The 12711-nt window shown below is 68.8% G+C and carries 9 protein-coding genes; 2 read left to right on the top strand and 7 right to left on the bottom strand.

Features of this window, described 5'->3' with window-relative positions:
• Positions 1–254: 254 nt before the first annotated feature.
• On the bottom strand, positions 255–3698 hold the full coding sequence (locus tag H5411_RS32120; RefSeq protein ID WP_183125988.1) for an indolepyruvate ferredoxin oxidoreductase family protein: 3444 nt from the start codon (positions 3696–3698) through the stop codon (positions 255–257).
• Positions 3699–3871: 173 nt separating this feature from the next.
• Between H5411_RS32120 and H5411_RS32115 the strand changes: the two genes are divergently transcribed.
• The gene (locus tag H5411_RS32115; RefSeq protein ID WP_183125987.1) at positions 3872–4330 is read left to right on the top strand and encodes an Lrp/AsnC family transcriptional regulator; all 459 of its coding nucleotides are present in this window, start codon (positions 3872–3874) and stop codon (positions 4328–4330) included.
• Positions 4331–4383: 53 nt separating this feature from the next.
• Here the strand turns inward: H5411_RS32115 and H5411_RS32110 are convergent, their stop codons facing one another.
• Positions 4384–4992, bottom strand: a complete 609-nt coding sequence (locus H5411_RS32110) for an acetate uptake transporter (RefSeq protein ID WP_101441139.1) — start codon at positions 4990–4992, stop codon at positions 4384–4386.
• Positions 4993–5284: 292 nt separating this feature from the next.
• Here H5411_RS32110 and mftR point away from each other — a divergent pair, with 292 nt between their 5' ends.
• Complete coding sequence (mftR, locus tag H5411_RS32105) at positions 5285–5935, top strand: mycofactocin system transcriptional regulator (protein ID WP_101438307.1); 651 nt, start codon at positions 5285–5287, stop codon at positions 5933–5935.
• Positions 5936–6363: 428 nt separating this feature from the next.
• On the opposite strand, the gene H5411_RS32100 is transcribed toward mftR, so the two are convergent.
• From H5411_RS32100 to H5411_RS32080, 5 genes are all read right to left on the bottom strand, one after another.
• Positions 6364–7170 carry a vWA domain-containing protein gene (locus H5411_RS32100; protein WP_101438304.1) on the bottom strand — a complete coding sequence of 269 codons (807 nt, stop codon included), beginning with the start codon at positions 7168–7170 and terminating at the stop codon, positions 6364–6366.
• A 131-nt stretch (positions 7171–7301) separates the two neighbouring features.
• The gene (locus H5411_RS32095; protein WP_183125986.1) at positions 7302–8240 is read right to left on the bottom strand and encodes an AAA family ATPase; all 939 of its coding nucleotides are present in this window, start codon (positions 8238–8240) and stop codon (positions 7302–7304) included.
• Positions 8237–9358, bottom strand: coding sequence for an NDMA-dependent alcohol dehydrogenase (locus H5411_RS32090; protein ID WP_101438302.1), 1122 nt, complete (start codon positions 9356–9358; stop codon positions 8237–8239). Before H5411_RS32090 ends, H5411_RS32095 begins: the two co-directional genes overlap by 4 nt.
• 28 nt (positions 9359–9386) lie before the next feature.
• Positions 9387–10886, bottom strand: a complete 1500-nt coding sequence (locus H5411_RS32085; protein WP_183125985.1) for an aldehyde dehydrogenase family protein — start codon at positions 10884–10886, stop codon at positions 9387–9389.
• Positions 10887–10949: 63 nt separating this feature from the next.
• Positions 10950–12596 carry a sigma-54-dependent Fis family transcriptional regulator gene (locus H5411_RS32080; RefSeq protein WP_183125984.1) on the bottom strand — a complete coding sequence of 549 codons (1647 nt, stop codon included), beginning with the start codon at positions 12594–12596 and terminating at the stop codon, positions 10950–10952.
• Positions 12597–12711: the final 115 nt, after the last annotated feature.

Genomic DNA, 12711 nt, shown 5'->3' with positions numbered 1-12711 from the left:
CTCCCGGAGAGGTCCGCCAGGACCCCCGGTTGGTGTGACACCTACGGGGCTTTCCGGACGCGCGCGGCCCGATTCGAAAGAGGGGAACGGCGGGGAGACCAGGTTCCCCGGTCTCCCCGCCGTTTCCGGTGCCGCCCGGAAGAGGAACGGGTAATCCGCGTCGAATAGCGCTCAGCGAAGGTGATCCCGTTCCGATTGCCGTATTTCCCTACGGAATCCGCCGCCGACTGCACCCTTCAGACGCGTCGCCCGCCTCAGGCGGTGGCGACTCGCACCGAGTCCGGCATCTCCAGTTCCCGCAGCAGTTCCTCCTGCCGCCGCCGGTAGGCCGCCACGTTGGCCAGCTTGATGTCCTCGTACCCGCGCACCGAGTCCGGCAGCGAGGCCAGTTCGACCAGCCGGGCGTCGCCCCGGTCGGCCACCTCGAGCGCGCGCGTCAGCGCCTGCCGGTACTCCCCGATCAGCGCCCGCTCGACCCGCCGGACCTCCGCGCGGCCGAACGGGTCCAGCCGCGTGCCGCGGAGTTTGCGCATGGCCCGCAAGGCCGCGAGCGCGGGCCGGAAGCCGCGTCCGCCGAGGCTGATCTTGCGGTTCATGCCCAGCGCGCGCAGCACCGGCGGGTGCAGCCGGTGCGCGAACCGCGTGCCGACGCCGAACTGGGCTTCGATTTCCGCGGTCAGCTGCGGGTCCAGCGACAGCCGCGCCACCTCGTACTCGTCCTTGTAGGCCATGAGCTTGTAGAGGTTCCGCGCGACCGCCTCGGTCACCGAAGCGCTGGCCCGGATGCGGACCCGTTCGACGAACTCCGCGTACTCCCGGGCGTAGCGTTCGTCCTGGTAGGCGATGAGGTCCGGGACGCGCAGGTCGAGCAGCCGGGCGAGTTCGCCCTCCGCTCGCACCAGCGCACGCACGCGGCGGACCGCTTCCGCGTCGACCGCGGCCGGAGCCGACGCCTCCGCCGACGGGGAAAGTTCCGCGTTGAGCGCGTCCGGGTCCGCGACCAGCTGCCTGCCGCGCCGGAACGCCTGCAGGTTCGTCTCCACCGCGGTCCCGTTGATCTTGATGGCCTGTTCCAGACTTTCCGCGGTGACGGCCAGCGACCCGGTCTGGTAGGCCGCGCCGAGTTGGAGGATGTTGGCGAACTGGTCGTCGCCGAAGATCTGCTCGGCGAGGCCGCGGGCGTCGAGGTAGTGCCCGGTGGCGGTCGCGTCGCCGAGCGCGCCGCGGATGCTGGACTGGTCCGGATAGGAAACTTCCTTGTCCACCACCATCCGGCCGGTCGGAACCTCCGAAGTGGACACTACGGCGACCGTGCGCTCGGCATCGGCCACGCCGAGGTACGCCGGGTCGGCGGCGACCAGCGCGTCGCACGCGAGGTAGAGGTCGCACTCCCCGTTGGCGAGCTTCGGGGCCTGCTCGACCGCGCCGGTGGAGATCTTCACGTCCGAGACGACCGCGCCGCCCTTCTGCGCGAGGCCGGTCTGGTCGAGCGTGCGCACCTGCTTGCCGTCGAGAACCCCGGCGACACCGAGGATCTGCGCGACAGTGACCACGCCGGTGCCGCCGATGCCGGTGATCCGCACGGCGACGTCCGAGCGGGCTTTCGCCGGTTCCGGAAGGATGTCCGCGCTGATCGGCGCGAGATGCCGCCGTTTGACCTCACCGGTCGGGACGACGGTCAGGAACGACGGGCAGTCGCCGTCGAGGCACGAGTAGTCGACGTTGCAGGACGCCTGGTGGATCTGGGTTTTACGGCCGAACTCCGTCTCGACCGGTTGCACCGAAAGGCAATTCGACTTCACGCCGCAGTCGCCGCAGCCTTCGCAGACGCGTTCGTTGATGAACACCTTGCGCGCAGGCGTTTCCTGCTTCCCGCGACGGCGCTTGCGCCGCTTCTCCGCCGCGCACTCCTGCTCGTGAATCAACACCGTGACACCGCGGTGCTTCGCGAGTTCTTCTTGTGTGCGAAGAAGTTCTGACCGGTCACGCACCTCGACCCCGCGCGGCAGCTTGCGCTTCCGCAGCCGACGCGGAGCGTCCGATGTGATGACGACCTTCGCCGCGCCCTCGGTCAACAGCAGTGCGGCGACCTTCTCCACGGACAGCCCGCCGACAGCGTCCTGACCACCGGTCATCGCGACCGCGGAGTTGTAGAGCAGCTTGTAGGTGATGTCGACGCCCGCCGCCACCGCCGCGCGCACGGCGAGACTGCCGGAGTGCATGAACGTGCCGTCGCCGATGTTCTGCATCAGATGCGGCGTCTCGACGAACGGCGCCATGCCGATCCACTGCGCGCCCTCGCCGCCCATCTGGGTCAGCCCGACGACCTCGCCGACCTGCGCCGGCTCCATGAACAGAGCCATGGTGTGGCAGCCGATTCCGGCGCCGACGAGCGTGCCGTCCGGAACCTTGGTGGACGAGTTGTGCGGGCAACCGGAGCAGAAGTACGGCGTACGGGCCAGCAGCGGCACGGAAATACGCTCGCGGCGACGCCGTTGTTTCCACGCCGCAACGGGTTCCGCGTCGGGAAGACGCTTGGCCAGACCGCTCGCGATGCGGTCCGGGTCCAGCTCGCCGAGTTCGGTGAACAGCACCTGGCCGTGCTGATCGGACTTGCCGTACACGCGCGGCGCGCCGGTGCGGCCGTAGAGGATCTCCTTGATCGCCGGTTCGACCAGCGCGCGCTTTTCCTCGATCACCAGGATTTCGTCCAGGCCCTCGGCGAATTCCTTGATGATGCCGGGTTCGACGGGGTACACGACGCCGAGCTTCAGCAGCCGGATGCCGTAGCGGGACAGCTCGGCTTCGTCGAGGCCGAGCATCCGCAACGCCTGCCGAAGGTCCAAATAGGACTTCCCGGCGGTGACGATGCCGATCCGGTCTCCCGGTCCGGACCGGACGATCCGGTTGATTCCGCTGGCCCGCACGTAGTCCATCGCGAGCGGCAGCCGGACGCGGTGCAGGCTGTGCTCGAGCGTGATCAGCTCCGGCCCGAGCAGCCGGCTGTTCGGCTGGTGCTTGTACGCGCCCTCGGGCATTTCCGGCGCGGTCCATTCCGAATCGACCACCGCGGTGCCGCCGGAGTCGGCGACGTTCGCGACGATCTTCATCGACGACCACAGCCCGCTCGCGCGGGAAAGTTCGACGGCGTGCCTGCCGTGCTCCAGCACGTCCTGCGAATCGGCCGGGAAGAACACCGGCATCGCGAGGTCGGCGAGCGCGTGCTCGGACGCACACGGGATGGTCGAGGATTTCGCGTTCGGGTCGTCGCCGACCAGCGCGACCGCGCCCCCGCGCGGATCGGTGCCGGCGAGGTTCGCGTGCCGCAGCGCGTCGGTGGCCCGGTCCAGGCCCGGGGCTTTGCCGTACCACATGCCGACCACGCCGTCGGGTCGCATCGTGCCCGCCCGGGCGGCGAGCTGGCTGCCCATGACCGCGGTCGCGCCGAGTTCCTCGTTGACGCCCGGCTTGTGCACGATGGCGTGCTCGGCGAGCAAAGCCGACCGCCGCGCCAGCTCCAGGTCGAACCCGCCGAGCGGCGAACCCTGGTACCCCGACACGAAGGCGGCCGAATCCGCGCCGTTCCGCCGGTCCAGCCGGATCCGGTCGAGCAGGACGCGCACCAGCGCCTGCACCCCGGTCAAGTAGACGGTGCCCGCTTCGCGCACGTACCGGTCTTCCAACGTGAAGGCGTTCATCCGCACTTCCCTTCCGCACGCCATCAGCCGGCGGGCACCCGCCGTTGGGACGTGAGCCACCTCACCCGACGCCTGGATCCGGCGCAACGTGCCCGGCCACTGTAGTGGCAAGGACGCAAAGGATGACGCGCGAGAGGGCGGATCGGGCAGATCTGTTGCGTACGATGCCGCTCATGGCCGAAGAACTGCTGGACGCGACCGACCACGAGATCATCGCGTTGCTCCGCGAGGACGCCCGGCGCACGTTCTCGGACATCGCCGCGCGCGTGTCGCTCTCGACCGCGGCGGTGAAGCGGCGCGTCGACCGGCTCCGGGACAAGGGCGTGATCACCGGCTTCACCGTGCAGGTCAACCACGCGAAGCTGGGCTGGGGCATCGAGGCGTTCGCGCAGCTGAGGTTCTTCGGCAGCACGAACGTCGCCGAGATCGTCGAGACCACCACGCGGATCCCGGAGGCGCAGGCGGTGTTCACCATCGCCGGCGACCCGGACGCGGTGGTGTGGCTGCGCAGCCGCGACATGGCGCATCTGCAGAGCACGATCGACGAGCTGCGGCGCAGCCACCGGATCACGAGCACGCGCACCCTGATCGTGCTCGACTCGTGGGTGCGCGGCGAGGACCGGCCGGAGTAACCCCGGCCCTAGCGCCTCACTGACCGCTAGTCCCCGCTGTCTCTCGCGGAGCGTTAGCGCTTGCCGATCGGCCCGATCGGCAGCAGCGTGCGGCCCGCGGTGGCGTTGGTGACGACCGCGAACGAGCCGTACCAGGCGACCACCGCGGTGGCCAGTCCGAGCCAGCCGCCGATCTTGCCCGCGCCTTCCGCGCCGCCCAGTTCGCCGATGGTGAGGAAAAGGAAGGTCAGGAACAACAGGACGAAAACCCCGATGAGGACGGCATTCGTGCGCAGCGACGCGATCATCATGTAGCCGGTGAAAATAGTGAACACCAACAGGAACATCCCGGTCGCGGTCGCCGCGTTGGCGGGCGGGATTTTCGCCGCGAACTGCCAGACGTAGAAGGCGAAAGCCAGCCAGAACGCGCCGAAGGTGCCGAACGCGGTCGCACCGAAGGTGTTGTTCTTGCGGAATTCCCACATCCCGGCGAGCAACTGGGCCAGTCCGCCGTAGAACAACGCCAGCGGCAGGACGACCGGTTCGACGGCCTTGGGAATCAGTCCGGCGTTGACCGCGCTCAGCACGAAGGTGGTGGCGGCGAAGCCGGCCAGGCCGAGCGGACCGGGATCGGCGATCCCCTCGGCGGCGGTTGAGGTCGGGCGAGCAACTGCCTCACTCATCGGATCCTCGATTCTGCTTTGCGGCAGGATCTTCACATCTGACACCTGGCGCAACAGACTTGTCCACTGTCCATAACGTCCCTCTTTCGAGTGGCAATCGGCGAATGCCACTCGGCGAATCGGTATCTGCGGTTTATTCCGGACTTACCACCCCGGAGCGCGCATTCTTCGGGAATTCGACAGTCCATTGTGGATCGCGCTGGACGGTCTCGCGGCGGGCCGCAGGTGCCGCTCGATGTCCGCGACCGAGTAGTGTCACCCGGTGACAGAAGCGTCCGCGGGAGGGGGAGGCATGCCTGCTGAACCGGTCGGCGAACCTGGCGAGGACCGGCCCCGGCCCCGGCGGGGCCGTCCTCGGGGCACCAGTGCGCGGCAACTGGAGGAGATCGCGCTGCGGCTGTTCACCGAGCAGGGGTTCCACGAGACGACAGTGGACCAGATCGCGGCCGCGGCCGGAGTCAGCCGGCGGACGTTCTTCCGGTACTACGACGCGAAGTCGGACGTGCTGTGGAACGAGTTCGACTCCGAGGTGGACACGATCCGGGAGCTGCTCGCCGAGGTGCCGGACGATATTCCGGTCATGGAAGCGGTCCGGCGGGCGGTGCTGGCTGCCAATCATTACCGGGCCGAGGACGTTCCGGAGTTGCGGATGCGGATGAATCTGCTCAGCACGGTGGCGGAGTTGGCGGCTAGTGCGACGCGGCATTACGACGCTTGGGAACGGGCTGTGATCAGTTTCGTGGCTCGGCGGACTGGGCAGGTCGAGGATTCGTTGTATCCGCTCGCGGTGGGGCGGGCGGTGCTGGCCACGTGCCGGGCGGCTTATGAGCGGTGGTCGGCTCGGGCGGATGCCGATTTGACGGTGTATTTGGATGCCGGGTTGCGGGCTTTGGCGGCTGGGTTCGCTGATGAGGTGCTTGTTGGGGAGCCTGAGGGGGGTTGAGGGGCTGCTCGTCGCCTGGCGGCGACATTGCGCCGGGTCGTGCGGTGGGGCGCCCCGAAGCTGAATTGTGCTGACGGTCTGAGGGTGGTTGTCAAGGCGGGAAAGATGCCTTGACAACCACCCTCAGACCGCAGGAAGGCTTCGTATCGGGGTGCGGGGGTGGTGTGGGTGCACCGATGGTTGGGTGCGTCGGTCGCGGGTTGGGGAAGTGCGCGGGGCTTGGGAGCGTGGTCTCGTTGGGTTCGCGGGTGCTGGTTGAGGGCTCGTTAGCGGCCCCGGTGTGGCGTTGGGTGCATTGGACGCAACGAATGCCACATCGGGTGCGGCGTGGTAGGCCGGGTGGTGGGTAGTCCGTGAAGGGCTCCTTGAGGGAATCCATGTCCGTGAACGGGCCCCTCACGTACGGCAGCGGTCTCTCAGGGGTCCCCTCACGGACGGTCCAGCAGTGTGGCCAGGGCGGCGGGGGCGGCTGCGGCACCGCTGAGCGGATGCCATCGGGCGCCGGATTCGCGGGCGAAGCGTTCGGCTTCCTCGCAGTCCTCCGCGGGGGCCAGGATCAACAGCTCTTCGCACGCGCGGGCGGCGGGCAGCGGGTCTTCATCGTCGGTGGCCCGGCAGTCTGACAACAGGAGAACCGTTTTCCGGGCCGCGCGCGAGGGGGCCAGTTGCTCGTTCGCCTTGCGCAAGGCCGCCGACAATGCCGTGACTCCGTGTCCTCGCAGCGACAGTACCGATTCCACGACCGCAGCTTGAGAGCGGGAAGACCGCAGCGGGCGGATGACCTCCGCTGTCCGGGCGAACGACACCACTGCGTGCTCGACCGGTGCTCGCCACGAGCAGGCCGCGGCGGTGAGCGCGGCTGCGGCCAAGCGTGCGCCGGTCATGGAACCGCTCGTGTCAATTACCAGGCACAGAGCCAATTCTGGCCGTGCCCACCGGCGTGCCACGAGGTCGTCCAGTGCGGGGACCCCACCGACTGCTGCCGCGTCTACCAGTGCGGGCAGCGATCTGTCCAGGTCGAGTTCGCCGCCTCGGTCGGCTCGGTCTCGGCGCAGCTTTCCTACGCCTCGGCCCCGCGCTACTCCGCGTCGTGCGACGTCGATCATCAAGCGGCGGGCCAATTGTCGCGCCGCCGCGCGCAAGGATTCGTCGGTGGCTTTGCTCATCTCGACCAGCAGAGCCATGGCCTCGTCCGCGTCCTCGCGGAACACCGCGCTGAACGCTTCCTCGTCCAAGGTGCCGACCTCGGGCGAGATTTCCGCGAAACGGCCGTTGCGGGACAGTTCGGAGCGCGGCGTGGTGCTGCTGCGCGCCGAACCTGGACGGGGTGGTCGTTGTTGTTGCTGGGGGCCCGCCGGCGGCGGGCTCAGGCTTCCCCCGGCGGGTCACCGCTTTCCGAATCCTGCGGCGGAGATTCCGTTCCGAAGACTGCCACATACAGTTCGTCGATCACTGATTCCGCGGTGCGGCCGCTAGATTCGTGCAGGCCGATGCGGCCGGACAAGGCGGCCATCGCGGCGTCGTGGCCGATCCGCCAGTCTGTTGCCGAGCCGCCGCGGATGCGGGCCAGCGAAACTGCCAGTCGCACCACGTCGATCGCGCCGCGTACTGACGAACCCACCCGGACGTCGGCATGTTCGCGCGTGCGGCGTACCAGATCCACGACTTGGTCACGCCATTCGGCAGGTACCGACGGGCCGCGCCGGGCGACGATGTCGCTCTCCTCGGCTTGGCTTTGGTAGCCCATCACGATCCGGCAGACCCGGTCGTAAATCGCCGACGAGATCCGTGCGGTGCCGACGGCGTCGAACGGATTCATCGCGGCTACCAGGCGAAACCCGTCGGCCGCCCGTACCCGGCCCAGGCGTGGGACGTGCAGTTCGGCTTCGGACATGACGGTGATCAGGACGTTGAGCGTCTCCTCCGGGATCCGGTTGACCTCCTCGACGTACAGCAGGCCGCCGGTGCGCAGTGCCTCGATCAGCGGACCGTCCACAAAGGTCTCCGGCACGTAGCCTTCCGCCAGTACCCGCGAAGGATCGAACTGTCCGACCAGCCGGGCGGGCGTCAGTTCGGCGTTGCCTTCCACGAACACGAACGGCGAGCCGCCAGCCTCCGCGACGGCGCGCAAGAGCGTGGTTTTGCCGGTGCCCGGCGGGCCTTCGAGCACGACGTGCGCACCGCAGTCGAGACCGGCCAGCAGCAGTTCGATCTCGCGGCGGCGGCCGACCACGTCCGCGGCCAGGAGGGGAACCGCGGACTGCGGACCGGAAACCGGCCCGCAGTCCGCCGACAAAGCCGTCACGGCGCGTCGTGGACCAGCACGCCGCGCACGTTCCGGCCCTCCAGCAGATCGTCGTACCCCTGGTTGACCTCTTCCAGGCGGTACGTGCGGGTGATGATCTCGTCCAGCTTCAGGTCCCCGCTCTGGTACAGCCCGAGGATCTTCGGGATGTCCGTGGTCGGGTTGCAGTCGCCGAACAGGCTGCCCTTCACCGTCTTCTTGAACAGCGTCAGGATCGAACCGGGGAGGTTGACGTTGTTGACCGACAGCTTGTTCAGCCCGGTCAGCACGATCGTGCCGCCCTTGCCGGTGGCGTTGAACGCGCCGGTCACGATCTCCTCGGTGACGATGCCCGCGGTGACGATCGTCTTGTCCGCGCCGTTGCCGTTGGTGAACGACTGCGCCAGCTCGGCCGCCTCCTCCGGCGTCGCGACCGCGTGCGTCGCGCCGAGTTCCATCGCCTTTTCCCGCTTGTTCTCCAGCGGGTCCAGCGCGATCACGTTCTTCGCGCCGGCGTAGCGCGCGCCCTGCACCGCGTTGATGCCGATGCCGCCGACACCGGACACGATGACCGTCTCGCCCGGCCGGACGTTCGCCGCGTTGACCGCCGAACCCCATCCGGTCGGGACGCCGCAGCCGACGAGCACCGCCTTGTCGAGCGGAAGGTCGTCGTCGACCTTCACGACCGAGTTCTGGTGGATGGTCGAGTACTGGCTGAACGTGCCGAGCATGCACATCGCGCCGTATTCCTTGACCGGGCCGGGGCCGCTGAACGGGAACCGCTCGCCCGGCAGGTAGCCCTCGAGGATCGTGGCGCCCATGTCGCAGATCGCCTGCTGCCCGGTGGCGCACCAGCGGCACACGCCGCAGTTCGGGATGAACGAGCACACCACGTGGTCGCCCGGCTTGACCCGGGTGACGCCGGGGCCGACGTCCTCGATGATGCCCGCGCCCTCGTGGCCGAGCACCATCGGCAGCCGGGCCTCCAGGTCGCCGTGCGCGATGTGCACGTCCGAATGGCACAGCCCGGCGTGGGTGTACCGGATCAGCACCTCGCCCTCGCCGGGGCCTTCGAGGTCGAGCTCGACCACCTCGATCGGCTTGCCCACCTCGTAGACGACCGCTGCTTTCGTCTTCATCGGGAACTCCTTTGTTCGAGCGGGCGGATCACAGCGCGATGTTCACGGACTTGGTCTGCGTGTAGAGGTCGAGCGCGGCCGCGCCCAGTTCCCGGCCCCAGCCGGACTGTTTGTAGCCGCCGAACGGCATCGCCGTGTCGAAGCCGTTGTACTGGTTGACCCACACCGAGCCTGCCTTCAGTTCCTTCGCAGTACGGTGCGCCTTCGCGACGTCGCGTGTCCAGACCCCGGCGGCCAGTCCGTACTCGCTGTTGTTGGCCGCGGCCGCCACGCCGGCTTCGGCGTTGAACGGCATGGCCGCCACCACGGGGCCGAAGATTTCTTCCCGGACGATGCTGAATTCCGGTTTTACGTCAACGAAAACGGTCGGCTCGATGAAGTATCCGGTGTCGCCCCAGCGTTTTCCGCCGGTGAGCGCGCGGGCGCCGTCGGCGAGACCTTCGCCGAGATAGCGCGAAACGCGGTCGAACTGCTCTTGGGAAACCATCGGGCCCAGCTGGGTTTCCGGGTCGAGGCCCGGCCCGATCTTCACCTGGCTCGCCGCCTCCGCGACCGCCTGGGTGAACTCCTCGAAGATCGTGTCCTCCACGTACAGCCGCGTTCCGGCGACGCAGCACTGGCCGTGGTTGAACATCCACGCGTTGACCGAACCGGGCACCGCGAGGTCGAGATCGGCGTCGGCGAACACCACGTTCGGGCTCTTCCCGCCCAGCTCCAGGGAAACCTTCTTCAGGTTTCCGCTCGCCGCCTGGACGATCTTCTTGCCCACCTCGGTCGAGCCGGTGAACGCGACCTTGTCCACGCCGTCGTGCGCGGCCAGCGCGGCTCCGGCGTCGCCGAAACCGGTGACGATGTTGACCACGCCGGGCGGGAAGCCGGCTTCCTCGAACAGCTTGCCGAGCAGCAACGCGGTCAGCGGCGTCTGTTCGGCAGGCTTGAGCACCACGGTGTTGCCCGCGGCTAGCGCCGGCGCGATCTTCCACGCGGCCATCAGCAGCGGGAAGTTCCACGGGATGATCTGCCCGCACACGCCGACCGGCTCGCGCAGCGTGTAGGCGTGGAACTGCGCGTCCGGCGCGAACGGCATCGACACGTTCACCGTGCTGCCTTCGATCTTGGTCGCCCAGCCCGCGTAGTACCGGAAGACGTCGGCGGCCCAGCCGGTGTCCACGGCGGTCGCGATCGCCGCGGACTTGCCGTTGTCGAGCGCTTCCAGCTGGCCGAAGATCTCCGCCCGCTCGGACAGCAGATCGCCGATGCGCCAGATCAGCCGTTCGCGCTCGTTCGGCTTCATCGCGGCCCACGGGCCCTCGTCGAACGCCTTGCGCGCGGCGGCGACGGCGCGGTTGACGTCCTCGGCCTCGCCGTGCGCGACCTCGGCGATCTTCTCCCCGGTGGCCGGGTCGTAGGTCGGGAACGTGCGGCCCGACGCGGCCGGGACCCAGCGCCCGCCGATCAGCAGCTCCAGCGGGCCGGACACGAACTCCCGGACCTGGGTGTGCAGGGGGAATTCCACCGTTGCGGTCACCTGGCGCCTCCTCACTTCGTTGTGACGGAGGTCATCGTCACCCGGCGGGCCGGGGGCGAAGTGTTACAGAAGTGGACAGTCGTCGGTCACGCCCAGCGCCTGCATGCGGCGATAGAGCGTGGTGCGGCTGATCCCGAGTTCGCGGGCCGCGCGCAGCTTGTTGCCTTCGCTGGCGCGCAGCGCCGTGACGATCGCGTTCCGTTCGGCGAGTTCGCGCCCGCCGAGCTGCCTCGTGCGCGAACTGCCGCGGTACGCGGGCGGCAGCTGCGCGAGGTCGATCACCCCCGTGTAGGGAAGGCGGGACACTTCCCGCATCACCGCGCGCAGCTCGTGCAGGTTGCCCGGCCACGGATGCGTGCGCAGCGCGGCCAGCGCGGTGCCGGTGAAGTGCGGTTTCCGGTCCGGATATTCGTCGCGGAGCATCGCCACGGCGATCGCGGGCAGGTCGTCGAGGCGCTCGCGCAGCGGAGCGAGGGTGACGGTTTCCGCGCATCTCGCGGCGATCGCCGCGACGGCTGGCGACATCGCGTCCGACGGGACCGAAGTGAGCAGCAACCGGGCCGATCCGGGGTTGTCGAGTGCCTCGCCGACCAACGGGAGCAGGCTCTCCGGAAGAAGGTGAACGTCGTCCAGGACGACGGCGGTGCGCGGCTGGGCGACGAGGTCGGCGAACCTCGTTGCCCAGGCTCGCGGTTCCTCGCGCAGCGCGGCGGCGGCGTGCAGGACGACCGGATCGTCCACCCCGGCTCGCGCGCGGGCTTGAGCGGTCCGGCCAGTTCCCGATTCGCCGGTGACCAGGACCGAGCGTGCTGGTTTTGTCGCGGCGGGGGCCGGTTTTCGGCTGCTGCTCGGGCTCTTCGCGATACGGAAGACGGCACCGTCCGTCGAACCCTCAACGCGTTCGGCTACGACCGAAAGGCTGATTCCGTCACCCACATCGAGGCGAGTGTCGAATACTCCGCGTTCCGGCACTTGCGGCAACAACGTGCGCAGCAGGGTCGGATCGGCGGGGCGAAGCTGTTCGATGCAGGCTTCGTTGGCGAACACCAGATCGCCGCCGAGCACCGCGACCGGCACACTGCGGTGGTGCGTGGCCTGCTGGAACGCGAGGAACAGCCGTCGTTCGCAGGCGCGGGCACTCTCCAGCACGAGCTGTTCGATGTCGCCGACGACGCGTTTCACCAGCGGCCCGAAAAGCGGGTTGCTGCTGTCGCTTTCGCCGGTGATGTCGAGGACGCCCTCGATCCGCCCGGTGAGCGGATGCCGGATCGGATGGCCGTAGCAGCTGAACCGCTTCAACGCGTCGACGTAGTGCTCCTGTCCGTGGATTTCCACCGCCTGGCGCGATTCGTGCGGCGTGCCCAGCGCGTTCGTGCCGACCCGGCCCTCGCTCAGCTGCGAACCGTGCAGCACGCCGAGCTCCTCCAGCCGGTGCTGCAAGCCGCGGTCGCCGAACCAGCGGAAGACGAGACGGCAGTCGCGGTCGGCGAGCAGGATGGAGAAGCGGGTGCCGGTCAGCTGCTCGACGAGCTGGTCCAGCACCGGGCGGGCGGCGGTCATCAGCCTGCTGCGCGGATCGACCTCGGCGATCGAAATCGCGGCCCGGTCCAGCTCCGGCTCCACGCCGAACAGCCGGGACCGGCGCCACGAATCGGCGATCGGCGGCCGCAGGACGGCGGAGCCCTGCGACGGTATCCCTCCGAGCGACACTGCTCCTCCCGACTACCGGACGGCGACGTAGCGGTTCGTGTGACAGTACCTTCGCGGATCAACAAGTTCCAGACGTGCGTCTTCCCTCGTCCCGGCCTGTCCTTTGTGGACAATG

It is taken from the genome of Amycolatopsis echigonensis, assembly GCF_014174495.1.
GTDB classification, from domain to species: Bacteria; Actinomycetota; Actinomycetes; order Mycobacteriales; family Pseudonocardiaceae; genus Amycolatopsis; species Amycolatopsis echigonensis.
The sequence above is the reverse complement of the archived record's forward strand: the minus strand, read 5'-3'. Positions and strand labels throughout refer to the sequence as shown.